Raw genomic sequence first — 25,344 nt, 5'->3', positions numbered from 1 at the left:
ACTCACCGCCGCACCGGCTTGATGCCCTCCAGGGTCGGTACCACCGGCTTGATCGTTCCGTCGGCCGCGAACTCCATGCGGTCGATGGTCGTTTCGCGGTGCATGCCGTCACCGCCCGGCAGGCCGGGTCCGTTGAGGGCGAACCGGTGGTAGACCATGTACCAGTCGTCGGTGCCGGGGGCGTTGACCACCGAGTGGTGACCGGTGCCGAGGATGCCGTACTCGGGCCGCTTCTGAAGGATCGTCCCGCGCTTGGTCCACGGGCCGAGCGGGGACGGTCCCGTCGCGTAGGCCACGTGGTAGTTCTCGCTGCGGGTGTCGTCCTCCGACCACATGAAGTAGTACGTGCCCTTCCGCTTGATCACGAAGGAGCCCTCGCGGAAGTTCGCCGGGGTGATGTCCCGCACCTTCGAGGCGTCGTACGACACCATGTCGTCGTTGAGCGGCACCACGTACCCGCGGCCGTTGCCCCAGTACAGGTAGGCCTGGCCGTCGTCGTCCGTGAAGACCGCCGGGTCGATCATCTGGCCCGGCAGCGATCCGCCCTTGGCGACCAGGGGCTTGCCGAGCGCGTCCTTGAACGGGCCCGCGGGGGAGTCGGCGACCGCCACGCCGATCTGCTGCTCGGCGCAGAAGTAGAAGTAGTACCTGCCGTTCCGTTCGGCGATCGCGGGAGCCCAGGCGTTCTTGTCGGCCCAGGTCACGTCCGGCCCGAGGTCGAGGATGACACCGTGGCCCTTCCAGTGGACCAGGTCCTTCGAGGAGTACGCCGTGAACTTCGTGCCGCTCCAGCCCTGGAAGCCGTCCGTCGTCGGGTAGATCCAGTAACGGCCGTTCAGGTAGTGCACGTCGGGGTCGGCGTTCAGGCCCGGCAGGAGCGGGCTGCGGGTGCGGACCGCCTCGACCGTCCAGGCGCGCTTCGTGCCGTCGGCGGCCGTCACGGTGTACGTCTGCGGCGTGCGGAAGTCGCGGCGGGTGCCGGACTTCGGGCTCAGCGTGGCGCCCTCACCCACCCACAGCTTCGGGGCGAGGCCCCGCAGATCGGCGTCCGGCTTCATCGGCAGGACGACCTTCGAGGCGCTGTCCGTGACGATCGCGTAGCCCTTCTGGTGCTTCGCCGTCGCGTCCACGACCGAGGTGGGAGTCGACGGGTAGGCGGCCAGCAGGCGGTCGTACTCCTTCTGCGTCACCGGAAGCACCGTGCCGTGCCGGGGGCTCGCCGGGAGCTGGTAGTCCGTGGAGGGGGTCCACTTGCCGGAGGCGAGGTCGGTGGTCTCGAACGGGACGTAGCCCCGGCCGCCGTACTCGTCGATGAACAGGTACCACTTCTTCTCGGTGTTCGACTTGAACACCGTCGGGCCCTCACCGCGGTCCATCGCGCCCTTGCCGATGCAGTCGGCCACGAAGTCGTACTTCGTCGAGGTCAGGGAGGTGGACTTCTCCCCGGTGATGAACTTCGAGCAGGGGCTGGAGGAGCCGGGGTCGCGCTCGTCCTTGGTGTAGCGGTAGTACTCGTCCTTGTACTTCACCACCGTCGAGTCGATCACCGAATAACCCGGGTCGTTCCAGACCTTCGGCTCGCTGAAGGTGCGGAAGTCCTTCGTCGTGGCGTACAGCATCTTGTTGTACGTGTTGCCCTTGTGGTCCGGGTCGTCGTCGGCGTACAGCTTCGACGCCCAGAAGACGACGTACGCGTCGAGCTCGTCGTCCCAGTAGGCCTCCGGAGCCCAGGTGTTGCCGGCGCTGTCCGGGGAGACCTTCACCAGGCGCTGGTCGGTCCAGTGGACCAGGTCGGTGGACTCCCAGACCATGATCGACTTGCTGCCGTGCCGCTGCACCTGGTCCCAGCTGCCGCTGGAGTTCTTGTACATCCGCAGGTCGGTGGCGATCAGGTAGAACTTGTCGCCCTCGGGGGAGCGGATGACGAACGGGTCGCGCAGGCCCTTCTCGCCGGTCGTGGACGTCAGCACGGGCTTGCCGGCGTTCAGCTCCCGCCAGTGCAGCGGGTCGTTGCCGCGGCTGAGGGCATAGCGGATCTGCTCGCCGTCGGCGGTGCCCTCGCCGGTGAAGTAGGCGAAGAGATAGCCGGCGTACTTGCTGTGCTTCACGGGTGGGGCTCCGGGGTCTGCGGTGCTGGGCGGTGCCGTGAGGAGGGTCAGGAAAAGGCCGGTCAGGGCCAGAAGGGGAAGCAGGAGCGTGCGGGCGATGCGGGGGCGCATGACACTTCCTGTCGGAGTGTGGGGGATTCTGTTGGATGGCGGCCCTCGGAGTTTCACCGGAGGGACGCGAGGCGTCAACGGGTGCGCGTGAGGCCGGAGTCACCGAAACTTTCGGAACCCCGGGGTGCTCACACCCGGCGGCGGCAACCCTTCCCGGTGCGGCGGCGACTGGTGGACGGGAACGGGCCGGAGCGGGCCCCTTCGAACCGTTTCCGTCCCCGATCCCCCAGGAAAGGAACGCTCCGTGCTGCCGAGCACCGGACGCCGCCGCAGGACCCGCACGTTCTCCGTCGCCGCCGCCGTGGCCTGTGCCGCGGGGGCCGGCGGCGTGTATCTCGGGCTGTCGAGCGGCGGCGCGCAGGCCGCCTCGACGACGGTCACCGTCTCCACCACGGCCCAGCTCACCGAGGCCGTGAGGAACGCCGGCGCCGGTACGGTGATCGAGGTCCGCGGCGGCACCTACCGTCCGGCCGCCACCCTCGAGTCCACGGCGAACGGCACACGGTCCGCACCCATCACGCTGCGGGCACACGACGGTGAGAAGGTGCGGATCGACGGCTCCAGGCTGCCCGCCGGCTCCTGGCTGGCCGGGATACACGGCGACCACTGGATCGTGCGGGACCTCGCCTTCGTCAACTCCCCGGCCCAGGGTTTCGTCGCCACGTCCTCGGTGGGCGGGGTGTTCGAGAACCTGGTCACCGCGGACAACGGCGGCTCCGGCTTCACCCTGCGCGGCGACGGCACCACCGGCAACCTCGTGCGGAACCTGGACAGCCACGGCAACCACGACCCGGCCGGTCACGGCCGCAACGCCGACGGCATCACCGTCACGTTCGGCTCCGGGACCGGCAACCGGATCACCGGAGCCCGGCTCCACGGCAATTCCGGCGACGGCCTGGACCTGTGGCAGTTCTCCTCACCGGTCACCGTCGACCACTCCTGGGCCTTCGGCAACGGTGGGAACCGCCGGAGCGACGCGACCCTGCAGGGCGACGGCAACGGCTTCGCACTCGGCGGCGGTGGGGCGTCCGTCGCCCATGTCGTCACCCGCAACGCCGCCTGGGGCAACCGGCTGCACGGCTTCACCGGGAACGCCAACACAGGAGCCGTCGCCCTGCGCCGCAACACCGCCTACGGCAACGCCGGGAAGGGCTTCTCCTTCCCGGCCGGCCGGGCCCGTCTGGCCGGGAACCTCGCCGCCGGTGACAGGGACGGGGCCGTGACGCTCGGCTCCGTCGCGCTCTCCACCGGCAACTCCTGGGACAGGGGCGTCGCCACCCCGCCCTTCAGGTCGACGGACGCGGCCGGCGCGTACGCGGCGCGCCGGGCGGACGGGTCCCTGCCCGCGACGACGTTCCTGACGACCGGATCCACAACCCTCGGCACGACGATGGACTGAGGGCGCGCCGCGGGGAACCGCGGACACGGCGACGCCCCCGCCGGTGCGAAACGGCGGGGGCGTCCTGCCGACCGGTCGAGGGGGGCTCGACCGGTACCGACCGGCCGACCGGAGGGGGGCTCCGGAAGGCCGAGGCGCCGGGACGTCCGACTGGGGGGCCGGACACCCGGCATCCGGCCGGGCCCAAGGGGGGACGAGGGCCGGCCGGAGTCACTGGGGGCTTACTGGTAACTGATGTCCGACGCCTGGAACTTGCAGGTCTTGCCGTCCGGACCGGGCGGCGTCAGCTCCTTGGGCTCCTTGCCCGTGTTGTTGCCCTCGAAGCGGACACACGTCTTGATCTTCTTCTTGCTGTCGCCGTGGATGCGGATCTTCGACAGCGTCGCCGTGTCGCCGTAGTTGGCGTTCACACCGACGATCGAGTTCATCGGTGCCGTCACGTCGATGTCGCTGAGCACGATCGTGCGCTTGTACTGCGTCTTGCAGTTGCCGCAGGAGCGGACCAGCTTGCCGGCGTTCTGCACCTGGAAGCCCGACACGTTCAGCGTGCCGGCGCCGTTGAACTGGAGCACCTTGTCGTCGGCGTTCTTCGCGCCGCCCCCGATCACCTTGTACACCGCGGACGGGGACTTGCCCTTGAAGCTGGCCGCGTCCTCGCCGACGTCCGTCCACCACACGTTCTGGAGCGTGCAACTGCCCTTGCAGTGCACGCCGTCCGCGGCCGGGGTGCCGATGACGACGTTCTTGAGGACCGCGCCGTCGGCCAGCTCGAAGAGCGGGTCCTGGCCCTCGTCCTGGCTGCCGCCGCTGAGCGCGCCGGTGCCGTAGAACATCTTCATGCCGCCGTCGCGCACACCGGAGACCGGGATGGTCTTCGAGACGGGGGTCTTGCCCGTGTCCGCGGGCCAGGAGGACGCGGCGCCCGCCGTCGACAGCATCGACGTGGTGACGATCGCCGCACCGGTGATCCCGAACGCGGACACCCCGGCGATCATCGCCCGCCGCAGGGTGACCCCGCGGCGGTGGCGGACGCGCTGTTGCGCTGGTGCAGTCATGTACGGATTCCTCAGCTGGGGGGTGACTCTTGCGCCTGGTGGTCGTCACCGGTCAGGAAAGGGTTGCCGCCGGTTCGGAATTCTTTACGAGCCCCCGTCATTCGTCGTCCACGGCGGCGAAACCACCGCCCACCGACAGCTGCCGCGCACCGGCGGCGGCCGTCACCGCGTAGGTGTCCTCACCCGCGTCACGGCCGCCGCGCGCGTGAGCGAACTGACCCGCGAACACCCACTCGCCCGCCGGGACCGTACGGCCTTCCCTGAGGGTCCAGGTGTAGACGAGGAAGCCGTCCCGCTCGGCGACCGAGAGGGTGAAGTCCCCCTCGGGCAGGGAACGCCAGGCGCCGGCGTCGGAGACCCCGCCGGTCTGCGCGACCTTCAGCCGCACCGTCAGCGCGGTCAGTGGCTCACGGGTCTTGAGGGTGATGTTGCTCTGCGCCCAGAAGTCGTTGCTGTGCGGGTCGACCGACCCGTCCGACCACAGCGGACCGTCCTCGGCGCGGACGGCGGGCGACCGCTCGGGGGGCGGGGCGCTCGGCGTCCCGGACGGCGGCCGGCCGGTCTCGCGGCGCTCCTGCGGGGTGCTCGGCGCCGGCTCCTCGGGAGCCGGGGATACGGGCGCCCGGCTCGTCGCCTCCGGGGACGGCGTGGGCGTCGCGGAGGTCGCCACCTCCCGCTGCCGCGGGGCGGTCTCCTCCTTCACCGCGGACGCCACCGCGTAACCGCCCACCGCGAGGACTCCGGCGACCGCGGCCGTCGCACCGGCCACCCGCATCCAGCCGACCACCGGCGGACGCGTCGCCCGATGGCCGGAACCGGACGGAGCGGCCATGCCGCGCTCGATCCGGGCCAGCATGCGCTCCCGGTCGGGCTCATGCGTCCCGGCCGCCTCGTGCAGCCGGGTATGCAGCTCCTCGTGTACGTCGCGCCGCATGGTCATCGGTCCCTCCCTCCGCCCTCACCGGTGCGCACGCCCTCCACGGCGGGGGAGCAGCGGGGCGCCCCCACCGCCACCTGCATCCGCTGCGGCACGCCCCGTGTCCCCAGCAACCGCTGAAGTTCGGCCATCCCCTTCGAGGTCTGGCTCTTCACGGTACCCACCGACACCCCGAGCGCCAGCGCGGTGTCCTTCTCCGACAGGTCGAACGCGTGCCGCAGGACGACACACGCCCGCTTGCGGAACGGCAGCCTGCGCAACGCCTCCCGCACGTCGACCACGCCCGCGACGTCCGGGTTCTCGGTGTTCTCCTCGCGCTGCGACCAGAACAGGGCGATGCGCCGCCGCTCGCGCACCGCACTGCGGATGCGGCTCCGGGCCAGGTTGGCCACCACCCCGCGCGCGTACGCCACCGGATGGTCGGCGGCGCGCACCCGGTCCCAGCGGTGCCACAGCGCCAGCAACGCGTCCGCCGCCAGATCGTCGGCGGTGTCCGACTCTCCCGTCAGCAGATGGGCCAGACGCGACAGTTCGGCGTAGTGGCGCTCGAAGAAGGCGTGGAACTCCACGGAGGCGGCGTCGTCGACGACTGTGCCCACGGGCGACCTCTCCTCGCAGCGGCTGCGGGCGCTCCCGGCCGGGGCACCCTGTGGCTGTCATGCAGATGACATGTGATCATCCGGGGGAGACCCGGACGAGATCGGGAAGCGTAGCAGCGATCGTTGAACGGTTCGTACGGAGCTTCGAACGGTGTATGGCGGGCCGGACCTCGATTCCGTAACACGGAGAAAACCTGAACGGGGTTCAGGACGGGCACAATCCGGCCAGCATCCGCACACCGATCACCCAGGCACCGAGGAGCACGCGACATGTCCGAACCGCAGCAGGTCACCGACCGGCCACCCGTCAAGGAAGCCGGGGCGAACAGCGTGGACCGGTTCTTCCGGATCTCCGAGCGAGGTTCCACCTTCGGCCGGGAGATCCGCGGCGGCTTCGCCACCTTCTTCACGATGGCCTACATCCTTGTCCTGAATCCCATCATCCTGGGCAGCGCGAAGGACAAGTCCGGGCACCAGCTGGACGCCGTGCAACTCACCACCGCCACCGCCCTGGTGGCCGCGGTCATGACGATCATCATGGGCGTCGGCGGCAACCTGCCCCTGGCGCTGGCCGCCGGACTCGGCCTGAACGCCGTGGTCGCCTTCCAGATCGCCCCGCTGATGAGCTGGGACGACGCGATGGGCCTGATCGTCCTCGAAGGCCTGCTGATCTGCGTGCTGGTGGTGACCGGCCTGCGCGAGGCCGTCATGCACGCGATACCCCAGCCGCTCAAGCAGGCGATCAGCGTCGGCATCGGCCTGTTCATCGCCTTCATCGGCTTCGTCGACGCCGGGTTCGTCAGCCGCATCCCCGACGCCGCGAACACCACCGTGCCCGTTCAGCTGGGCGGCACCGGCACCCTGGCCGGCTGGCCGATGCTCGTCTTCTGCCTCGGCGTGCTGCTGACCATCGGACTGCTCGCCCGCAAGGTCAAGGGCGCCATCCTCATCAGCATCGTCACCATGACCGCGCTGGCGATCCTGATCAACTCGCTGGCGGACATCAAGTCCTGGGGCCTGACCACACCGTCCTGGCCGGACAAGCTCGTCGACGCCCCCGACTTCGGACTCATCGGCCACTTCGACCTGTTCGGCGCCTTCGGCGCTCCCGGTGTCGGCGTCGTCACCGTCGTCCTGCTGATCTTCACGCTGATCCTGTCCGACTTCTTCGACACCATGGGCACGGTCGTCGGCATCAGCGCCGAGGCGGGTCTGCTCGACGAGGACGGCAAGGTCCCGAACCTCGGCCGGGTGCTGCTCATCGACGGTGCCGCGGCGGTCGCCGGCGGCGCGGCCTCCGCCTCCTCCGCGACCTCCTACATCGAGTCGGCGGCCGGCGTCGGCGAGGGCTCGCGCACCGGCTTCTCCAACCTCGTCACCGGCGGCCTGTTCGGTCTGGCGCTGTTCCTGACCCCGCTGCTCACCATCGTCCCGCTCCAGGCCGCGGCCCCGGCCCTGGTCGCCGTCGGCTTCCTGATGATGACCCAGGTCAAGCACATCGACTGGGACCGCTACGACATCGCCATCCCGGCGTTCCTCACCATCGCCGTGATGCCGTTCACGTACTCCATCACCAACGGCATCGGCGCCGGTTTCCTCGCCTACGTCGTCATCAAGACCGTGCTCGGCAGGGCCAAGGAGGTCCACTGGCTGCTGTGGGGGACCTCGGCGCTGTTCCTGGTGTACTTCGCGATCGACCCCATCGAGCAGCTCCTGGGAGCGAAGTGACGCCGGGCGGGCGGTGACACGAGGACGGGCCGCACCCGGGGGGAAGGGGGCGGCCCGTCTCGTCTCTACAGACGGATTGTCGGCGGCCGAGGTTCAGTCCTTGAGCGCGGCTTGCATCATCGCCTTGGCGACCGGAGCCGCCAGGCCGTTGCCGCTGACCTCCGAGCGGGCCGCGTTCGACTGCTCGACGACGACCGCCACGGCGACCTCCTTGCCCGAGGAGTCGGACTTGCCGTACGAGGTGAACCAGGCGTACGGCACCTGGCTGTTGTTCTCGCCGTGCTGGGCCGTCCCCGTCTTGCCGCCCACGGTCGCACCAGGAACCTGGGCGTTCGTACCCGTGCCCTTGTTCACGACCGTCTGCATCGCCGACTGCAACTGCTCGGCGGTCGAGGAGCTGACGATCTCCTTCGTGCCCGCGTCGTCGTCGTAGTCCTGGAGCACATCACCGCCGCTGTCGGTGATCTGCGCGACCATGTGCGGCGAGACCAGCTTGCCGCCGTTGGCGATGGCCGCCGACACCATGGCCATCTGCAAAGGCGTGGCGGTGACGTCGAACTGGCCGATGCCCGTCAGCGCGGTCTCCGAGGGGTCCATGTCCGACGGGTACACGCTCGTGTAGGCCCGGACCGGCACGTCCTGCTTGTCGTCGTCGAAGCCGAACCTGTCGGCCATCGCCTTCACCTTGTCCTGGCCCAGGTCGACGGCCATCTTCCCGAAGACGTTGTTGCAGGAGTACTGGAGCGCCACCCGGATCGAGGCGTTCGCGCAGGGCGCGCTCGGGTTCTCGTTGTCCAGCACCTTGGACGTGCCCGGCAGCGGGTACGGGTTCGGGCTGTCGGTCTTCTGGTCCACCGACGAGTACAGCCCGTCCTCCAGCGCCGCCGCCGCCACGACCAGCTTGAACGTCGAGCCCGGGGGCAGCGGCTGGCGCAGCGCACGGTTGGTCAGGGGCTTGTCGGGGTCCGTGGTGAGCTTCTTCCAGGCCGGTCCCGCCGTGTTGGCGTCGGTCAGTGACGACGGGTCGTACGACGGCGTCGACACCACCGCGAGGATCTTCCCGGTCTTCGGGTCGATGGCGACGGCGCCGCCCTTCTTGTCGCCGAGCGCCTCGTAGGCCGCCTTCTGCACATCCGGGTCGATGGTCGTGACCACGTTGCCCGGCTCCGCGCGCTGGTTGGTGAGCGTGTCCATCACGGACTTCAGCCGGCTGTCCGTGCCGTTGAGCAGGTCGGTGTAGATGCCCTCCAGCTGGGTCGGGGCGTACGCCTGCGACGCGTATCCGGTCACCGCCGCGTACAGCGGGCCGTCCGTGTACGTCCGCTTGTACTTCAGGTCGCCCGTCTTCGTCGGCGCCGAGCCGGTGATCGACCGGCCGCCCACGATGATGTTCCCGAGCGGCGCCGAGTACGTCTCGATCGCGTTCCGCCGGTTGTCCTTGTCGTCTGCCAGCGCCCGGCCCTCGTAGAACTGCACCCAGGTCGCCCTGACCAGCAGAGCCAACACCAGGAGCAGCGCGAAGGCCGACGCGCGCCTGATCGTCTTGTTCATTCCGAACAGGAGGACGAGTCACACCGGGCGGAACGTTCCCGTCCGTCCTGGTTTCTCATCCGGCGGGGCCGGTTTCTCATCCGCCGTTCAGAAAACCCGCCTCGTACGCCGCGATCACCGCCTGCGTGCGGTCGCGGGTGCCGGTCTTCGCCAGCACCGCCGCGACGTGCGACTTCACCGTGGCCGGGCCGACCTCCATCCGGCGGGCGATCTCCGCGTTGGTCAGCCCCTGCGCCAGGTGCCCCAGCACCTCCCGCTCGCGTCCGGTGAGCTTCGCCGCCCAGGTGGGCGGTGCCGGGTGCGTACGGGCGTGCTCGCTCGCCAGGGCGCGCACGGCCGCCGGGAACAGCAGGCTGTCGGTGCGCGCGACGAGCCGGACCGCCTGCACGAGCGTGTCGGCGTCCGCCCGTTTCAGCAGGAACCCGGCGGCCCCGGCACGCAGCGCGTCGTAGACGTAGGAGTCGTTCTCGAAGGTCGTCACGACGACGATCCGGGGCGGCTCGTCCAGGGTGGCGAGGATCTGCTCGGTGGCGCGGATCCCGTCCGTTTCCGGCATCCGGACGTCCATGAGGACGACGTCCGGGCGCAGTGCCCGGACGACCGACACCGCCTCCGCGCCGGTGGCCGCCTCGCCCACCACCTCCAGGTCCGGCTCGGCGGAGAGGATGGCGCGCAGCGCGGTGCGCACCATGCGCTCGTCGTCGGCGAGGACGACACGGACGGTGTCCGGGCGGGTCATACGGGTCCTTTCATCGGCAGGCGTGCGTGCAGCCGCCAGGTGTGTGCCGTGGTCGGCCCGGCCGTCGCGGTGCCGCCCAGCAACCTGGCCCGGTCCGCGATACCGCGCAGCCCGTGGCCGCCGCCGGTGCGGGAGGGGGCCGGGCCGGTCACCGGGTTCTCCACGGTGATCTCCAGCTCCCCGCCCGTCAGCGCGACGCGCACCGCCACCGAGGCCTGCTCACCGGCGTGCTTGAGGGCGTTGCTCAGCCCCTCCTGCACGATGCGGTAGGCCTCGCGGGACAGCAGCGGGGGCAGCGTCCGCGGGTCGGTGTCCACGGTCGCGGTCACGTGCTGTCCACCCGCCCGGGTACGGCGCAGCAGCCCGTCGAGGTCCGCGGCGAGGGTGGGCGCAGGGGCCGTCCCGGGGGCGTCTCCGTCGCGCAACACGCCCAGGACCGCGTCGAGTTCGCCGACCGTACGGCGGGTCGTGTCCTCGATCGCGGCGAGGGCCTCGCGGACGAAGGCCGGGTCGGAGTCGAGGACCCGGCGGGCCGCGCTCGCCTGGAGGGTGACCGCGCTCAGGGCGTGGCCCACACTGTCGTGCAGTTCCCGCGCCAGCCGGTTGCGCACCGCGAGGTCGGCGGCGCGGGCCTCCGCGGCGGCGAGCCGCTCCCGGGGCGTGGGGCCGAGCAGCGGGACGGCCCAGCGGGCCAGCAGCGCGCCGCAGCCCGCCGCGCAGCCGGCGAGGGCGGCCAGCGAGGCCACGCCCGCGGCCGGGGCGAGCGCCAAGGCCCAGCCGTGGTCGAGGACTTCGGGCAGGTCGAGCAGGTCGCGGTCGAGTCCGGCGAGCACCGGCAGCACGATCAGGGCGGTGGCGAACGGCGGCAGCGCCAGCGACATCCCCGCGATGATCCCGCCGAACCCGAGGTGCAGCGTGAACCAGGCCGCCGTACGGCCCTTCTCGCCCCGCGTCGCGGCGGGTCCGAAGGCGAGCCGGTCCGGGTCCACCCCGCACAGCCAGCGCACGGCGGCGGACTCCAGCGGCCGGGTGAGCGGGAACAGCGAGGTGACGGCCGCGAGCGGCAGACCCACGCCGAACGAGGCGAGTTGAAGGGGAAACGAGCCGAAGACGTCCGCGGAGCCCACGGCCGGGCTGATGACCACCGAGCCCACCAGGACGTACGGCATGGCCAGCGCACCGCCGAGGATCAGGTGGATCCAGCGAAGGCGCGCCCGCCGGCCGAACAGCGACCGGGCGGCCGCCTTCACACCGCCCGCCGTGAGGCCCCGGCCGAGCGCTCCGCGAAGTGGTAGGCGCCGGCGGCGGCGACGAGGAGGCCCACGAGCATCTGGCCAGCGTAGGCGAGGTTCATCAGCGGCGTGGGGCGGTCGGCGAGGTCCGCCACGCCCCCGGCGGAGGCCAGCGACAGCCATCCGCCCCAGCAGGCCACGGCACTCGAGCCCACCCAGGCGAGACCGAGCGGCACCGACACGGGCAGCGCCCGGCCGCGCCGGAAGGCCGTCAGCACGGAGCCGGCGACCGCCGCGAGGAGGAACACGACGTACAGCAGCGCCTCCAGGACGCGGAAGTCACCGCCCTGGCCCTCCCTGAGCCCAAGCGAGACACCGCAGGCCCAGAGGGCGTGGAGCGTGATCGGCGGCAGGGCGAGCAGGGCGGCGGCCACGGCGAGGGCGCGGTGGGCCGGACCGAGGACACCGACGGGCAGGTCCCCCACCCGCCCGTGCCACAGATGCCCCCAGCGGTCCCGCGCGTAGAGCACGAACAGGCCACCGAGGGCGAGGCCTTGCGCGATGAAACCCGTGTAGACGACGGCGAACACCCACGCGTCCAGGAAGGCCTCCCGGCCCGCGGACGGGGAGCCGCCCGCACCGAACGCCCGCGCCACCAGCTGCGCCGGGAACCCGGCCATGATCGGCGCCAGCAGCCCGGTGGCGACCCAGACGGGGAACGCGAGCAGCCAGGCGGCCACCCGCAGCCCCCAGGGCCGGGTCAGCACCAGTGCCAGCACGATCACCGCGCTGTCCAGCAGCATCGACAGCCCGTTGACGACCGCCATGGTCACCCGGTCGTCCAGCAGCGGGCTCCCGTCGGGAATCCCGAGGTGACTCCCCGCCGTCCAGGCGGCCTTGAGCGCGAGGTAGGGCACGCAGGAGACGACGGCGAGGGCGCCGAGGATCCGCCGGGGGCGGCCGGTCCGGACGGCGGGGGCGGGAGCGATCGGCTGCGTCATGCGACCAGGCTCCCGTGGGAAGGACGGCCGGCGCCTCCTGCCCGGTGACGATCCGCCTCCGCCGGACGGGGGAGAGCCCCGACGCGGGTCAGCCCTCCAGGATCAGCACCGTCTCGTCGATCTCGGCACCCCGGGCCGGGGCGTACCCCCGGGCCGTCGCCACCGCACGGAACCCGCACTTCTCCAGCACGCGCAGCGACCCGGCGTTGTCGGACGCCGCCCGCGCGTACAGCGGCCGCTCGGGCACCTCGGCGAGCAGCGCCCGCAGCGCCTGGGTGGCGATGTCCTTGCCCCAGTAGGCGCGGTCGATCCAGTAGGTCACCTCGCGCTCGCCCGGCACCCCGTACACGCCCGCGCTGCCGACCACGTCCCCGTCGGCCAGGACCGTACGGACGACGACGTCGGGCGAGGAGCGCATCCGGGACCAGCGGGTGTCGAAGGCGGCCCGGTCGGCGGGATCCTCCGGGGTGAAGGCCGCCATGCTCAGGGACTCGGGGTCGTTCATCTGCCGGAAGAAGACCGGCAGATCGCTGTCGTGGACCTGGCGCAGCTCGACGTTCATGGCTCAGAGCCTACGGGTGGCCAGTGTCAGCCGGTCCCTCGCGTCGAAGAGCGCGTCCTTCACCAGCTGTTCGTGCGCCGGGGTCAGCCGCGCCACCGGAACCGAGCAGCTGATCGCGTCCCGCGCCGGGGTGCGGTAGGGGATCGCCACGCCGAAGCAGCGCAGCCCCAGCGTGTTCTCCTCGCGGTCCACGGCGAAGCCCTGCTCCCGCACCTGGCGCAGCTCCTCGATGAGCTTCTCCCGGTCGGTGATCGTGTGCTCGGTCAGCGCGGGCAGCGTCTCCGGGAGCATCTTGCGGACCTGTTCGTCCGAGTAGGTGCTGAGCAGCGCCTTGCCGAGGGAGGTGGAGTGCGCGGGCAGCCGGCGGCCGACCCGGGTGAAGGGGCGCAGGTAGTGCTGGGACTGGCGGGTGGCGAGGTAGACGACGTTGGTGCCGTCGAGGCGGGCGAGGTGGATCGTCTCGGTCGTGTCGTCCGAGAGCCGGTCCAGCGTCGGGCGGGCCGCCGCGACGACCTCGTCGCCGTCGATGTACGAGGTGCCGACCAGCAGGGCGCGCACCCCGATGCCGTACCGCGTGCCCGTCGCGTCCGTCTCCACCCAGCCCAGTTCGACCAGGGTGCGCAGCAGCATGTAGAGGCTCGACTTGGGGTACCCGACGGCCTCCTGGACCGCCGCGAGGGAGTGCATGCCGGGGCGTCCGGCGAAGTATTCGAGCAGTTCAACCGTTCGCACCGCGGACTTGACCTGCGCCCCGCCGCCCGTCTCGCCAGCCGACATCGCCCTTGACCCCTTCGTTGGACGGGAAATAGTCTCCACAGCATATTCATCATGGGAGACAGCGTTCAGTATATCGAACGCCCCTGGTGGATGACCCAGTACTGCGGCAATACATGTGTGGAGGGACCCGCGGTGGCAGCAGCACCAGTCTGGAGTGTCGACCCCCGAACCGGGAAGCAGCGTGAACAGGTTGCGGTGGAGGCCACAGCCCAGGAGGTGGACACCGCCGTCCGCGCCGCGCACGAGGCACGCGGGGCCCTCGCCGACCGCACGGTCCGCGCGGCCTTCCTGCGCACCGCCGCCGAGGAGCTTCAGGCGGCCAAGGACAGTCTCGTGGAGACCGCCGACGCCGAGACCGCGCTCGGCCCGGTCCGGCTGACCGGCGAGCTCGCCCGCACCTGCTACCAGCTGCGGGCCTTCGCGGACATCGTCGACGAGGGCGCCTTCCTCGACGTCGTCATCAACCACCCCGACGACACCGCGACCCCGCCCATCCCGGACCTGCGCCGCTACAAGGTGCCGCTGGGGGTCGTCGCCGTCTACTCGGCGTCGAACTTCCCCTTCGCCTTCTCGGTCGCGGGCGGCGACACCGCGAGCGCCCTCGCGGCCGGCTGCCCGGTCGTCGTCAAGTCCCACCCGGACCACCCGGCCCTGTCCGAGTACGTCGCCAAGGTGCTGCGCCGCGCCGCCGCCCGGCACGACATCCCCGACGGTGTCGTGGGCCTGGTCCACGGCTTCGAGGCGGGCGTGGAGCTGATCAAGCACCCGCTGGTCGCGGCGGCCGGCTTCACCGGTTCCGTACGCGGTGGCCGGGCGCTCTTCGACGCCGCCGCGGCCCGCCCGGTCCCGATCCCCTTCCACGGCGAGCTGGGCTCCCTCAACCCGGTCGTCGTCACCGAGGCCGCGGCCGCCGAGCGGGCCGAGGCGATCGGCGCCGGTCTCGCCGGTTCGATGACGCTGGGCGTCGGCCAGTTCTGCGTGAAGCCGGGCCTCGTCCTCGCGCCGTCCGGCGCCGCCGGTGACGCCCTGCTGAAGTCCCTGACCGACGCCGTCAGCGACACCGACGCCGGGGTCCTGCTCGACCACCGCATGCGCGACAACTTCGTCGCGGGCGTCGCCGAGCGGGCCGGGCTGCCGGACGTCGAGTCCCCGGTCACCCCGGGCGCGGGCGGCGAGCACACCGTCAGCGCGGGATTCCTCACGGTCCCGGCGAGCCGGCTGGCCGCCGAGGGCGAGCACGACCTGCTGCTGGAGGAGTGCTTCGGGCCGGTCACCGTGGTGGCCCGCTACGAGGACGAGACCGAGGTGAAGGCGGTGCTGTCGCGACTGCCGGGCAACCTCACGGCGACGGTGCAGCTGTCCGAGGAGGAGGCCGCCGGGCAGGGCCGCGGCGCCGAGATCCTCGCGGAACTCACGCCGCTGGCCGGGCGCGTGCTGGTGAACGGCTGGCCGACGGGTGTCGCCGTCGCACCGGCCCAGCACCACGGTGGTCCGTACCCGGCGACGACGTCGACCTCCACGTCGGTGGGCGGCACGGCGATCGAGCGGTGGATGCGGCCTGTTGCCTACCAGAACGCCCCCGAGGCGCTGCTGCCGCAGGAGCTGCGGGACGAGAATCCCCTGGGGCTGCCGCGGCGGTTCAACGGACGTCTGGAGCGTTAGCGCCGTAGGGGTGCGGTGGATTGCGGGCTGCCGGTTCGTGGTGGTTGATCGCGCAGTTCCCCGCGCCCCTTGAGGCCGGAACTGGAAGACTTGGCCGAATGGATCTGGAACTTCCCGAACTTCCCTTCGGCTTGCGCACATATGGGCCCGAAGCCCATTGGTCCTATGAGGACGGCGTGCTCACCGGGTGGGCCGGGGCGCGGCAGGACCGGTTCGTGCCGCCCACCGGTGAGGGGCTGGACCCCGCCTCCGACGCGCCCCGGCTGCTCGGGGCGCCCGAAGGGGACTTCCAGCTGATCGCCAAGGTCACCGTCGGGTTCGGCGCGGCCTTCGACGCCGGGGTGCTCTACGTCCACGTGGGGGAGCGGGCCTGGGCCAAGCTCTGCCTGGAGTACTCCCCGGACGTCCCCACCGTCTGCACGGTGGTGACCCGGGGCCACTCCGATGACGCCAACTCCTTCACGGTGGACGGCAGTTCCGCATGGCTCCGGGTCAGCCGCACCGGCCGCGCCTTCGCCTTCCACGCCTCACGCGACGGACGGCGCTGGACCTTCGTCCGCCTCTTCACCCTCGGCGACGAGAAGGAGACGGGAGCGGCGCTGGTGGGCTTCATGGCCCAGTCCCCGATGGGCGAGGGCTGTGTGGTGACGTACGACCACATCGAGTTCAGGCCCTCCTGGCCGGACGATCTGCGCGACGGCAGCTGAGGCCGCGCCGGGGGAACCGCGTCCCGGCGCCCGCGCGTCGCCGTTTCCATGACCGGCAACCGAGCGACCCCGGACCGTGTGATCCGTACCGTCCTGCCCGCCGAGGTGGCGGACGTCGTCGCGCTGCACGCGCGGGCCCGGGCGACGTACTACCCCGGCGGGCTCCCGCAGGACGGCACCGACTGGACCGCCGCCTGGCGCGGCGCCCTCACCCGGCCGGACGGCCGGGTGCTGTGCGCCGTGGAGGCGGCCCGCATCGTCGGCCTGGCCTCCTTCCGCGTCCCCGAGGGCGCACCGGCGGACACGGTGAAGCTGTTCCAGTTCCACGTCGACCCCGGTCACTGGCGTCGCGGCGTCGGCGCCGCGCTGCACGCGGCCTGCGTCGAGGAGTGGCGGGCCGACGGCCGTCGGGATGCCCTTCTCGAAGTGCACGTGGACAACCTGCGGGCCCAGGGGTTCTACCGGCGGCTGGGATGGCTCCCGGAACCGGCCGGGCCGGGGGACCACCACCTGCGGATGCGCCTCGCCCTGCCCGGGGAATGAACCACGCTGCTTGAACGTTCATCCATCCGGCGGAGGGAGTCTCCGTACCGTACGACCTGGAGAGAGCCGAGACATGCGCGTCGAGATCTGGAGCGACATCGCCTGCCCCTGGTGCTACGTGGGCAAAGCCCGCTTCGAGAAGGCGCTGCGGGACTTTCCGTACCGCGACGAGGTCGAGGTGGTGCACCGCTCCTTCGAGCTGGACCCCGGCCGCGCCAAGGACGACATCCAGCCCGTGATCACGATGCTCACCAAGAAGTACGGGATGAGCCCCGCGCAGGCCGAGGCCGGGGAGGACAACCTGGGTGCCCAGGCCGCCGCCGAGGGCCTCGACTACCGCACCCGGGGCCGCGACCACGGCAGCACCTTCGACATGCACCGTCTGCTGCACTTCGCCAAGGAGCACGGCCGCCAGGAGCAGCTCCTCGACCTGCTCTACCGGGCCAACTTCGCCGAGGAGCGCACCGTCTTCAACGACGACGAGCGGCTCGTGGAGCTCGCCACCGCCGCCGGGCTGGACGCCGAAGCCGTGCGCGCGGTGCTCGCCGACCCGGGCGCGTACGCCGACGAGGTCCGCGCCGACGAGCGCGAGGCCGCGCAGCTCGGCGCGAACGGTGTGCCCTTCTTCGTCCTCGACCGCAGGTACGGCGTCTCCGGCGCCCAGCCCGCCGAGGTCTTCGCCCAGGCCCTGGCCCAGGCGTACGGCGAGCCCGCGCCGCTGAAGGCCGTCGGGAGCGGCGACGCCGACGCGGACGCCTGCGGCCCGGACGGCTGTGCCGTGCCCCAGCTCTGAAACGCCCAGCTCGGAGCGCATGCATAAGCGCTCCTTGGCGGCATTGCGCAGAAATCGGCAATGGACGGGGAGATCCCGGGGACGCAGAGTGGTCCCATGGAGACCTTCGAGAACCTCGTCCGTGCCGAGTTCACCCCGAAGCAGACCTACCTCAACACCGCCAGCAACGGGCTCCTGCCCGCGCGCACCGTGGAAGCCGTGCAGCAGGCGGTGCGGATGCGCGCCGAGGGCACGCCCCTGGGTCCCCTGTACGAAGACGTGGAGGCCGCCCGCGCGTCCTTCGCCCGGCTGGCCGGCGTCCCGGCCGAGCGGGTCGCGACCGGGGCCTCGGTCGCCGAGTACGGCGGGCTGATCGCCGCGTCGCTGCCCGCCGGGGCCGAAGTCCTCACGGCCGAGGGTGACTTCTCCTCGCTGGTGAACCCCTTCCACGCGCGCGGCGACCTCAAGGTGCGTGCCGTGCCGCTGGAGCGGCTCGCCGAGTCCGTGCGCCCCGGAACCGCGCTCGTCGCGGTCAGCGCCGCCCAGTCCGCCGACGGCCGCCTCGCCGACCTGCCCGCCGTGCGGGAGGCGGCCCGGGCACACGGCGCCCGCACCTATGTCGACGCCTCCCAGTCGGCCGGCTGGCTGCCGATGGAGGCCGACGCCGACGACTTCCTCGCCGCCGTCGGCTTCAAGTGGCTCCTGGGCCCGCACGGCGCCTCGTTCTTCGTCGCCCCGCGGGACTTCGGCGGGCTCACACCGCTGCTCGCCGGCTGGGTCGCCGGGGAACACCCCTGGGACAGCTGCTACGGCCCGGTCGAGGAACTCGCGCGCTCCGCACGGCGGTTCGACGTCAGCCCGGCCCTGTTCACCTACGCCGGTCTGCGCGCCTCACTTGAACTGCTGGAAGAGATCGGCGTCGACACCGTCCACGCCCACGACGTCGGCCTCGCGGACCGCTTCCGCGCCGGGCTCGCCGGGCTGGGACACCGGCCGGTGCCCGCGCCGGGCTCGGCGATCGTTTCGGTGCCGGGGCTCGGCCACCGGCAGGGCGAACTGAGCCGGGCGGGCATCGAGGTCTCCGACCGGGCCGGGAACCTGCGGGCCGCGTTCCACCTGTACAACACGCCCGCCGACGTGGACCGGCTGCTGGAGGTCCTCGCGGCATGACAAAAACCGGGCGGGGCCTCCCGTCCCACACGAGGAGGCCCCGCCCGGCAGCTCTGTCACGCGGTCACTTCACCGGTGTGAAGTCCCGCGCGCCGATGAACTCCGGCCGCCGCACCGGCGCCGCGAACGGTTCCACCGCCGTGTTCTCCACGCTGTTGAACACGATGAACACGTTGCTGCGCGGGAACGGCGTGATGTTGTCGCCGGAGCCGTGCATGCAGTTGCAGTCGAACCAGGTCGCCGAACCGGCCTTGCCCGTGAACAGCTTGATGCCGTGCTCGGCGGCGAACCGGGTCAGCGCCTCGTCCGAGGGCGTGCCCGCGTCCTGCATCTGCAGCGACTTCTTGTAGTTGTCCTTCGGCGTTTCGCCCGCGCACCCGAGGAACGTCTTGTGCGACCCCGGCATGATCATGAGCCCGCCGTTGGTGTCGTAGTTCTCGGTCAGGGCGATCGAGACCGACACCGTGCGCATCCGCGGCAGACCGTCCTCGGCGTGCCACGTCTCGAAGTCCGAGTGCCAGTAGAAGCCACTGGCGCCGAACCCCGGCTTGACGTTGATCCGCGACTGGTGGACGTACACGTCCGAGCCGAGGATCTGCCGTGCCCGTCCGACGACCCGCTCGTCGCGGACCAGCCGGGCGAACACCTCGCTGATCTTGTGCACCTCGAAGACCGAGCGGATCTCCTTGGACTTCGGCTCCACGATGGACCGCTCGTCCGCGCGGATGTCCGGGTCGTTCACCAGGCGGTTCAGCTCGTCGCGGTAGACGGCGACCTCGTCCGCGCCGATGAGCTCGTCGATGGCGAGGAAGCCGTCACGCTCGAAGGACAGCAGGTCGGCCGGCGCGACCGGGCCCGGGGCGTCGGGGGCGCCCCAGACGACCGGGTCCTGACGCGGCGTGAGCACCTCGGTGGCGCCACGACTGGGGTAGAGGTCGGTGATGCCGGTGGTGGTGGTCTCGGTGATGGCGGTCATGGAAACGTCACACCTCCTCGGTGAGCAGCGGGTAGACGCCGTTCTCGTCGTGGTCCTCCCGTCCGGTCACGGGCGGGTTGAACACGCAGAGGCAGCGGAAGTCCTGCTTGACCCGCAGCGTGTGCCTCTCGTGCCCGTCCAGGAGGTACATGGTGCCGGGCGTGATGGTGTGCGTCTGCCCGGTCTCGTGGTCGGTCAGCTCGGCCTCGCCCTCCACGCAGACGACGGCCTCGATGTGGTTCGCGTACCACATCGACGTCTCCGTACCCGCGTACAGGATCGTCTCGTGCAGGGAGAAGCCGACCTTCTCCTTGGCGAGGACGATGCGCTTGCTCTCCCACGTACCGGACGCGGCCTTCACGTGCCGGTCGGTGCCTTCGATCTCCTTGAACGAACGGACAATCACGGTGCTGCGATGCCTCCTAGATGGGTGATGCTCGGTTGGTCAGGCGGTCTCTCGGACGGCGCGGGCCAGCATGCTCAGGCCCTCGTCCAGCTCCTCCGGCGTGATGGTGAGGGCCGGGAGCAGCTTCACGACCTCGCTCTCCGGGCCGGACGTCTCGATGAGCAGTCCCAGCTCGAAGGCGCGCTTGGCGACCTTGCCCGCGCGGGCCTTGTCGTGGAACTCCATGCCCCACACCAGACCGCGGCCGCGGTACTCCTTCACGTCGGCCAGGTTCTCCTCGGTGATGGAGATCAGCGCCTGCTCGACCTGCTCGCCGCGCTTGCGGGTCTGCTTCTCCATCGCGGAACCGTCGGTCCAGTACGTCTCCAGGGCGGCGGTGGCCGTGACGAACGCGGGGTTGTTGCCGCGGAAGGTGCCGTTGTGCTCGCCGGGCTCCCAGACGTCGAGCTCGGGCTTGAACAGGCACAGCGACATGGGCAGGCCGTAGCCGCTGATCGACTTGGAGACGGTGACGATGTCCGGCGTGATGCCCGCCTCCTCGAAGGAGAAGAACGCGCCGGTGCGGCCGCAGCCCATCTGGATGTCGTCGACGATCAGCAGCATGTCCTGCCGCTCGCACAGCTCCGACAGGGCGCGCAGCCACTCGGGCCGGGCCACGTTGATGCCGCCCTCGCCCTGCACGGTCTCGACGATCACGGCGGCGGGCTTGTTCAGGCCCGAGCCCTGGTCCTCCAGGAGCCGCTCGAACCACAGGAAGTCCGGGACCTGGCCGTCGAAGTAGTTGTCGAACGGCATCGGGGTGCCGTGCACCAGCGGGATGCCGGCGCCGGCGCGCTTGAAGGCGTTGCCGGTGACGGCCAGCGAGCCCAGCGACATGCCGTGGAAGGCGTTGGTGAACGACACGATCGACTCGCGCCCCTTCACCTTGCGCGCCAGCTTCAGCGCGGCCTCGACGGCGTTGGTGCCGGTGGGGCCGGGGAACATGACCTTGTACGGCAGGTCGCGCGGGCGCAGCAGCAGGTTCTGGAAGGCCTCGAGGAACGTGCGCTTGGCGGTGGTCGACATGTCGAGCCCGTGCGTGACGCCGTCCCGCTCCAGGTAGTCGATCAGCGCGCGTTTCAGGACCGGGTTGTTGTGCCCGTAGTTCAGTGACCCCGCTCCGGCGAAGAAGTCGAGGTACTCATGGCCGTCCTCGTCGTACATGCGGCTGCCCACCGCACGGTCGAAGACGGTGGGCCAGCCGCGGCAGTAGCTGCGTACCTCGGACTCGACGGTCTCGAAGACGCTCAGGTCGGGCTGGGTGATGGTCACGACGAATCGCTCCTCGGTGCGTGGGGGAAGTCTGCGGGGTGGGGGCGGGAAGAAGTCAGTGGGGCAGGGGGCCGATGCGGTACAGCACCTCTGCGTCGTGCGGCCCGTCGGGGAACAGGCCGGTGTCGAACAGCACCTCGCGCTCCAGCCGCGCGTCGTGACGTTCGGCGAACGACGTGAACAGGCGCTCCGAGGCGGTGTTGCCGGGAGTGATGGTGGTCTCCACCGTGGTCACCCCCCGCTCGGTCACGGTCCGCGCGACCAGACCGTCGAGCAGCGCGGCGGCCAGTCCGCGCCCGCGGTGGGCCTCGTCCACCGCCACCTGCCACACCAGCAGGGTGTGCGGGTTGTCCGGCCGCACGTACCCGGTGATGAAACCCATCGGCTCGCCGTGCTCGTCACGGGCCACGGCCGAGGTGGCGGCGAAGTCGCGGCACCACAGCAGATAGCTGTAGGACGAGTTCACGTCGAGAACCTTGGAGTCCTTCGCCATCCGCCAGAGTGCGGCTCCGTCAGCCACCGTGGGGCGGTCGATTTGCAGGTCTGCTTGTACGGCGGTCATGCAAATTGAACTTACCCAGCGAAATTCAAAATTGCATCGCCGATCGGGGTTACGTATGGACCCTGTCTGTGTTATCGCGCGAGCGCGAGGCCCCGCGCCCCCGAGTGAGGAGATGCCCGATTTTGCCCGGGAATTACCGGGCAAAATGGTCAGAGTGTGTAACGCGTCACAGGTGTGTCAGTCCTGTGGAAGCGACCAGAATTCCCCCGCCGAGTGTCCTCAGAATCTGCGCGTTTAGGAACGAGAAAAGCGGGCAGAAGAATACGGGAAGCTATTCTTGAAAGAATTCTTAATTGTGTGCCAGCTTACACGCGGGATGTCTCGGATAACACGTGGAATTCAAGCCCCGGTCACTCCGTCGATGCGTTCCCGCAGGAGATCGGCGTGACCGTTGTGCCGCGCGTACTCCTCGATCATGTGGATGAGCACCCAGCGCAGACTCACCTCCATGCCGGGCACCGGCCCCTCGGCGACCCGCCCGATGTGGTCCAGCGGCAGCGCGGCGCACAGCTCCCGCCCGCGCGCGATCTCCCGCCGCCAGATCCCGAGCGCCTCGTCGAGCCCCCGCGCCGGATCCAGCGCGTAGCCGGTCCCGTCCTCGAACAGGGGCGGCACGGCGAGACCGCCGGCCACCCGCTGGAACCAGTTCCGCTCGACCTCGGCGAGGTGCTGCACCAGCCCGAGCAGCGTCAGCGACGAGGGCTCGGCCGCCGCCGTGCGTACCTGGGCGTCGTCCAGCCCGGCGCACTTCAGCGCCAGCGTGGCCCGGTGGAAGTCCAGCCAGCTCTCCAGCATGGCCCGCTCGTCACCGGTGAGGCGGGGCACGGGGCGGCCGTCGGGGAGGGCCGGGCCGTCGGTGGAAGTGTCGGTGGTCATGCGGGGAGCATGGCACGGGGCACCGACAACGGTGCCCCGGCAGCGCTCGGGCGAGGACTACCGCCACGCCCCCTCGGCGGCCCGCAGCGCGGCCTCCACGTCCACCGGCAGCCCCTGCTCGGACAGCGCCGCCCCCAGGGCCGCCAGGCTCGCGCGCACGGCCCCCGGTGTCGCGTCCGCGCCGTAGTGGTTGACCCGGATCATCTCCTTGGCCAGCGCGCCCCCGCCCGCGGCCAGCGGCACCGCAGGATCGGCCGCCAGCGCCCGCCGCACCAGCTCCGACGCCACCAGCCCGGACGGCGCCCGCAGCGTCGTGGCGACGGGCGCCGCGTCCCGGGCCTCGTACACGTACGGCTCCAGCCCGCCGCCGAGCGCGGTCGCACCGGCCCGGGTCGCCGCCGCGGCGGACGCGTGCCGGGCCATCACGGCCTCCAGGCCCGCCGCCTCGATCCGCTCCACGCATGCCTCGAGCGCCAGCATCTCCAGCTGCGCCGGCGCGTGCAGCAGCGCCGTGCGGCCGCCGTCGATCCACCGCTCCTTCCAGTCGAGCAGCGACAGGTACGAGCGGCGCGGCGCGTTCGGGTTGGCCGCCATCCGCGCCCACGCCCGCTCGCTCACCGACACCGCCGACACCCCGGCCGGACCGCCCATCGCCTTCTGCGCGCCGATCACGCACAGGTCCACGCCCCACGCGTCCGGCAGCACCGGCTCGGCGCCGATCGACGCCACGGCGTCCAGGTAGAACAGCGCCCCGTGCGCCCGCACGACCTCGCCGATCCGTGCGACCGGGTTGGTGTTGCCGGTCGCCGCCTCCGCGTGCACCAGCGACACGAAGTCGATCTCCGGATGCTCGGCGAAGGCCTGCCGGACCTCCTCGGCCGTCACCGCCGTGTGGAAGGGCACCGCCAGGTCGATCACCGTGGCCCCGCAGTCCCGCAGCCAGTCGCCGAAGGTCTGCCCGTAGGGCCCCGTGATGACGTTCAGCGCCGTCGTGCCCGGCCCGGCCGCGGAGCGGATCGCGCCTTCCAGCGGCAGCAGTGCCTCGCCCTGCATGATCACGACGTCCTGCCGGGTGTCCATCAGCCGCGCGACACGGTCCTCGATCGCGGCGAAGCGGTCCGCGCCGAGCGGGGCCAGGTCCAGAAACGGATGCGTCACGGCAAAGCTCTCTTCACTCACAGCAGGGTTCGATCGCAACGAGGGTAACGGGCGGCCCCCGCGCCCCCGCGCGCCGAGTCCCGCGGCCACCGGCCCCCGTCGAGGCATGGCTGCGGGCTCACTAAGGTGCGGTGCATGAGCGATCGCGCGGTGCTGCACGTGAAGGGTCGGGTGCTCGTCGGGCCCGAGGACGTCCGGGACGAGCTGTGGGTGGTCGACGGCCGCGTCTCCTACGACCGTCCCGCCGGTGCCCGCGACGTGCGCACCGCCGTGGGCTGGGTCCTGCCCGGCCTCGTCGACGCGCACTGCCACGTGGGACTCGACCGGCACGGACCGGTCCCCGAGGACGTCGCCGAGAAGCAGGCCCTGGCCGACCGGGAAGCGGGCACGCTGCTGATCCGTGACGCCGGGTCCCCCTCCGACACCCGCTGGATCGACGGCCGCGAGGACCTGCCGAAGATCATCCGCGCCGGGCGGCACATCGCCCGCACGCGCCGCTACATCCGCAACTACGCCTGGGAGATCGAGCCGGAGGATTTGGTCGCCTACGTCGCCCAGGAGGCCCGGCGCGGTGACGGCTGGGTCAAGCTGGTCGGCGACTGGATCGACCGCGACCTCGGCGACCTGTCGGCGTGCTGGCCCCGCGAGGCGGTCGAGGCGGCGATCGCAGAGGCCCACCGCCTGGGCGCCCGTGTGACCGCGCACTGCTTCGCCGAGGACTCCCTGCGGGACCTCGTCGAGGCGGGCATCGACTGCATCGAGCACGCCACGGGCCTGACCGAGGACCTCGTCCCGCTGTTCGCCGAGCGGGGTGTCGCCATCGTGCCGACCCTGGTCAACATCGCGACGTTCCCGCAGCTCGCGGACGGCGGCGAGAGCAGGTTCCCCCGCTGGTCGGCTCATATGCGCCGGCTCCACGAACGCCGTTACGACACCGTCCGGAACGCCTACGACGCCGGGATCCCGGTCTTCGTCGGCACCGACGCCGGCGGCGGCCTCGCCCACGGTCTGGCCGCGGCGGAGGTCGCCGAACTGGTCACCGCCGGCATCCCTCCCGTCGAGGCCCTCGCCGCGGGCACCTGGACGGCCCGCCGCTGGCTCGGCCGCCCCGGCCTGGACGAGGGCGCACCCGCCGACCTCGTCGTCTACGACGAGGACCCGCGCGCGGACGTCCGGGTGCTGGCGTCACCGCGCCGGGTGGTGCTGAACGGGCGCGTGGTCGGGTAGCCGACCGGGTGACGGCGGAGAACGCCTGTGCCGGGACATTCGACGCAGAACCGGAGGAGGACCTGGCCGAAACGGGCGGCGGCTCGACCGCGCCGTACCTCGTGGCCGGCGCGATCGCCCTCCTGACGGCGGGCGGGGGAGCGGTGGCCCTGGCCCGCCGCCGGGGCTGACCGGG

General features: G+C 71.4%; 24 protein-coding genes and 1 pseudogene. 9 read left to right on the top strand and 16 right to left on the bottom strand.

Annotated features, from left to right (window positions below):
- Positions 1–2: 2 nt before the first annotated feature.
- On the bottom strand, positions 3–2,219 hold the full coding sequence (locus AB0I06_RS27930; protein ID WP_363121591.1) for a family 43 glycosylhydrolase: 2,217 nt from the start codon (positions 2,217–2,219) through the stop codon (positions 3–5).
- A gap of 244 nt (positions 2,220–2,463) precedes the next feature.
- Between AB0I06_RS27930 and AB0I06_RS27925 the strand changes: the two genes are divergently transcribed.
- The gene (locus AB0I06_RS27925) at positions 2,464–3,618 is read left to right on the top strand and encodes a right-handed parallel beta-helix repeat-containing protein (protein ID WP_363121590.1); all 1,155 of its coding nucleotides are present in this window, start codon (positions 2,464–2,466) and stop codon (positions 3,616–3,618) included.
- A gap of 221 nt (positions 3,619–3,839) precedes the next feature.
- Here AB0I06_RS27925 and AB0I06_RS27920 read toward each other — a convergent pair whose 3' ends face one another.
- From AB0I06_RS27920 to AB0I06_RS27910, 3 genes are all read right to left on the bottom strand, one after another.
- On the bottom strand, positions 3,840–4,673 hold the full coding sequence (locus AB0I06_RS27920; protein WP_363121589.1) for a pectate lyase: 834 nt from the start codon (positions 4,671–4,673) through the stop codon (positions 3,840–3,842).
- Between the two features lie 97 nt (positions 4,674–4,770).
- Entirely contained in the window at positions 4,771–5,613 is an 843-nt protein-coding gene (locus AB0I06_RS27915; RefSeq protein WP_363121588.1) for a hypothetical protein, read from the bottom strand.
- Positions 5,610–6,209, bottom strand: coding sequence for a SigE family RNA polymerase sigma factor (locus AB0I06_RS27910; protein ID WP_363121587.1), 600 nt, complete (start codon positions 6,207–6,209; stop codon positions 5,610–5,612). The genes AB0I06_RS27915 and AB0I06_RS27910 overlap by 4 nt, the downstream gene beginning before the upstream one ends.
- A gap of 270 nt (positions 6,210–6,479) precedes the next feature.
- Between AB0I06_RS27910 and AB0I06_RS27905 the strand changes: the two genes are divergently transcribed.
- Entirely contained in the window at positions 6,480–7,937 is a 1,458-nt protein-coding gene (locus tag AB0I06_RS27905; RefSeq protein ID WP_363121586.1) for an NCS2 family permease, read from the top strand.
- 93 nt (positions 7,938–8,030) lie between these two features.
- Here the strand turns inward: AB0I06_RS27905 and AB0I06_RS27900 are convergent, their stop codons facing one another.
- From AB0I06_RS27900 to AB0I06_RS27875, 6 genes are all read right to left on the bottom strand, one after another.
- A complete protein-coding gene (locus AB0I06_RS27900; protein ID WP_363121585.1) occupies positions 8,031–9,488 on the bottom strand; it encodes a penicillin-binding transpeptidase domain-containing protein in 1,458 nt (485 codons plus the stop codon).
- A gap of 76 nt (positions 9,489–9,564) precedes the next feature.
- Positions 9,565–10,227, bottom strand: coding sequence for a response regulator transcription factor (locus AB0I06_RS27895; protein WP_363121584.1), 663 nt, complete (start codon positions 10,225–10,227; stop codon positions 9,565–9,567).
- Positions 10,224–11,477 carry a histidine kinase gene (locus AB0I06_RS27890; RefSeq protein WP_363121583.1) on the bottom strand — a complete coding sequence of 418 codons (1,254 nt, stop codon included), beginning with the start codon at positions 11,475–11,477 and terminating at the stop codon, positions 10,224–10,226. The genes AB0I06_RS27895 and AB0I06_RS27890 overlap by 4 nt, the downstream gene beginning before the upstream one ends.
- Positions 11,474–12,460, bottom strand: a complete 987-nt coding sequence (locus tag AB0I06_RS27885) for a hypothetical protein (protein WP_363121582.1) — start codon at positions 12,458–12,460, stop codon at positions 11,474–11,476. The genes AB0I06_RS27890 and AB0I06_RS27885 overlap by 4 nt, the downstream gene beginning before the upstream one ends.
- Before the next feature lie 88 nt (positions 12,461–12,548).
- Positions 12,549–13,022, bottom strand: coding sequence for a GNAT family N-acetyltransferase (locus tag AB0I06_RS27880; RefSeq protein WP_363121581.1), 474 nt, complete (start codon positions 13,020–13,022; stop codon positions 12,549–12,551).
- A 3-nt stretch (positions 13,023–13,025) separates the two neighbouring features.
- The gene (locus tag AB0I06_RS27875; protein WP_031109054.1) at positions 13,026–13,799 is read right to left on the bottom strand and encodes an IclR family transcriptional regulator; all 774 of its coding nucleotides are present in this window, start codon (positions 13,797–13,799) and stop codon (positions 13,026–13,028) included.
- Between the two features lie 132 nt (positions 13,800–13,931).
- On the opposite strand from AB0I06_RS27875, the gene AB0I06_RS27870 reads away from it, so the two are divergent.
- From AB0I06_RS27870 to AB0I06_RS27850, 5 genes are all read left to right on the top strand, one after another.
- Complete coding sequence (locus tag AB0I06_RS27870; RefSeq protein WP_363121580.1) at positions 13,932–15,461, top strand: aldehyde dehydrogenase (NADP(+)); 1,530 nt, start codon at positions 13,932–13,934, stop codon at positions 15,459–15,461.
- A 98-nt stretch (positions 15,462–15,559) separates the two neighbouring features.
- The gene (locus tag AB0I06_RS27865) at positions 15,560–16,168 is read left to right on the top strand and encodes a DUF1349 domain-containing protein (RefSeq protein ID WP_363121579.1); all 609 of its coding nucleotides are present in this window, start codon (positions 15,560–15,562) and stop codon (positions 16,166–16,168) included.
- A gap of 48 nt (positions 16,169–16,216) precedes the next feature.
- Positions 16,217–16,711: a GNAT family N-acetyltransferase gene (locus tag AB0I06_RS27860; RefSeq protein WP_363121578.1), complete on the top strand. Its 495-nt coding sequence runs from the start codon at positions 16,217–16,219 to the stop codon at positions 16,709–16,711.
- 73 nt (positions 16,712–16,784) lie between these two features.
- A complete protein-coding gene (locus AB0I06_RS27855) occupies positions 16,785–17,504 on the top strand; it encodes a DsbA family oxidoreductase (RefSeq protein ID WP_363121577.1) in 720 nt (239 codons plus the stop codon).
- Between the two features lie 96 nt (positions 17,505–17,600).
- Complete coding sequence (locus AB0I06_RS27850) at positions 17,601–18,653, top strand: aminotransferase class V-fold PLP-dependent enzyme (protein ID WP_363121576.1); 1,053 nt, start codon at positions 17,601–17,603, stop codon at positions 18,651–18,653.
- A 64-nt stretch (positions 18,654–18,717) separates the two neighbouring features.
- On the opposite strand, the gene thpD is transcribed toward AB0I06_RS27850, so the two are convergent.
- From thpD to AB0I06_RS27820, 6 genes are all read right to left on the bottom strand, one after another.
- On the bottom strand, positions 18,718–19,629 hold the full coding sequence (gene thpD, locus AB0I06_RS27845; RefSeq protein ID WP_363121575.1) for an ectoine hydroxylase: 912 nt from the start codon (positions 19,627–19,629) through the stop codon (positions 18,718–18,720).
- 7 nt (positions 19,630–19,636) lie between these two features.
- Positions 19,637–20,035: an ectoine synthase gene (locus tag AB0I06_RS27840; protein ID WP_363121574.1), complete on the bottom strand. Its 399-nt coding sequence runs from the start codon at positions 20,033–20,035 to the stop codon at positions 19,637–19,639.
- Positions 20,036–20,074: 39 nt separating this feature from the next.
- Positions 20,075–21,346 (bottom strand): diaminobutyrate--2-oxoglutarate transaminase, encoded by a 1,272-nt coding sequence (ectB, locus tag AB0I06_RS27835; protein WP_363121573.1) that lies wholly within the window; start codon positions 21,344–21,346, stop codon positions 20,075–20,077.
- 55 nt (positions 21,347–21,401) lie between these two features.
- Positions 21,402–21,908: a diaminobutyrate acetyltransferase gene (gene ectA, locus AB0I06_RS27830; RefSeq protein ID WP_363121572.1), complete on the bottom strand. Its 507-nt coding sequence runs from the start codon at positions 21,906–21,908 to the stop codon at positions 21,402–21,404.
- A gap of 339 nt (positions 21,909–22,247) precedes the next feature.
- A complete protein-coding gene (locus tag AB0I06_RS27825; RefSeq protein WP_363121571.1) occupies positions 22,248–22,784 on the bottom strand; it encodes a DinB family protein in 537 nt (178 codons plus the stop codon).
- Between the two features lie 57 nt (positions 22,785–22,841).
- Complete coding sequence (locus AB0I06_RS27820; protein WP_363121570.1) at positions 22,842–23,942, bottom strand: aminotransferase class V-fold PLP-dependent enzyme; 1,101 nt, start codon at positions 23,940–23,942, stop codon at positions 22,842–22,844.
- A 135-nt stretch (positions 23,943–24,077) separates the two neighbouring features.
- Between AB0I06_RS27820 and AB0I06_RS27815 the strand changes: the two genes are divergently transcribed.
- Entirely contained in the window at positions 24,078–25,169 is a 1,092-nt protein-coding gene (locus AB0I06_RS27815) for an amidohydrolase family protein (protein ID WP_363121569.1), read from the top strand.
- A gap of 56 nt (positions 25,170–25,225) precedes the next feature.
- Positions 25,226–25,339: pseudogene (locus AB0I06_RS27810) on the top strand (LAETG motif-containing sortase-dependent surface protein); the annotation flags it as partial.
- Positions 25,340–25,344 lie beyond the last annotated feature (5 nt).

Origin of the sequence: Streptomyces sp. NPDC050674, from assembly GCF_040654575.1 — a bacterium.
Lineage (GTDB): Bacteria > Actinomycetota > Actinomycetes > Streptomycetales > Streptomycetaceae > Streptomyces.
Note: the sequence above shows the minus strand (reverse complement) of the source record. Positions and strands in the feature narration are given on the sequence as shown.

Coding starts and splice junctions, on each gene's coding strand:
- AB0I06_RS27815 (WP_363121569.1), top strand. CDS start 24,078: ATGAGCGATCGCGCGGTGCTGCACGTGAAGGGTCGGGTGCTCGTCGGG.
- AB0I06_RS27895 (WP_363121584.1), bottom strand. CDS start 10,227: ATGACCCGCCCGGACACCGTCCGTGTCGTCCTCGCCGACGACGAGCGC.
- AB0I06_RS27885 (WP_363121582.1), bottom strand. CDS start 12,460: ATGACGCAGCCGATCGCTCCCGCCCCCGCCGTCCGGACCGGCCGCCCC.
- AB0I06_RS27905 (WP_363121586.1), top strand. CDS start 6,480: ATGTCCGAACCGCAGCAGGTCACCGACCGGCCACCCGTCAAGGAAGCC.
- AB0I06_RS27900 (WP_363121585.1), bottom strand. CDS start 9,488: ATGAACAAGACGATCAGGCGCGCGTCGGCCTTCGCGCTGCTCCTGGTG.
- AB0I06_RS27860 (WP_363121578.1), top strand. CDS start 16,217: ATGACCGGCAACCGAGCGACCCCGGACCGTGTGATCCGTACCGTCCTG.
- AB0I06_RS27850 (WP_363121576.1), top strand. CDS start 17,601: ATGGAGACCTTCGAGAACCTCGTCCGTGCCGAGTTCACCCCGAAGCAG.
- ectA (WP_363121572.1), bottom strand. CDS start 21,908: ATGACCGCCGTACAAGCAGACCTGCAAATCGACCGCCCCACGGTGGCT.
- AB0I06_RS27865 (WP_363121579.1), top strand. CDS start 15,560: ATGGATCTGGAACTTCCCGAACTTCCCTTCGGCTTGCGCACATATGGG.
- AB0I06_RS27915 (WP_363121588.1), bottom strand. CDS start 5,613: ATGACCATGCGGCGCGACGTACACGAGGAGCTGCATACCCGGCTGCAC.
- AB0I06_RS27855 (WP_363121577.1), top strand. CDS start 16,785: ATGCGCGTCGAGATCTGGAGCGACATCGCCTGCCCCTGGTGCTACGTG.
- AB0I06_RS27880 (WP_363121581.1), bottom strand. CDS start 13,022: ATGAACGTCGAGCTGCGCCAGGTCCACGACAGCGATCTGCCGGTCTTC.
- AB0I06_RS27875 (WP_031109054.1), bottom strand. CDS start 13,799: ATGTCGGCTGGCGAGACGGGCGGCGGGGCGCAGGTCAAGTCCGCGGTG.
- AB0I06_RS27930 (WP_363121591.1), bottom strand. CDS start 2,219: ATGCGCCCCCGCATCGCCCGCACGCTCCTGCTTCCCCTTCTGGCCCTG.
- AB0I06_RS27825 (WP_363121571.1), bottom strand. CDS start 22,784: ATGACCACCGACACTTCCACCGACGGCCCGGCCCTCCCCGACGGCCGC.
- AB0I06_RS27920 (WP_363121589.1), bottom strand. CDS start 4,673: ATGACTGCACCAGCGCAACAGCGCGTCCGCCACCGCCGCGGGGTCACC.
- thpD (WP_363121575.1), bottom strand. CDS start 19,629: ATGACCGCCATCACCGAGACCACCACCACCGGCATCACCGACCTCTAC.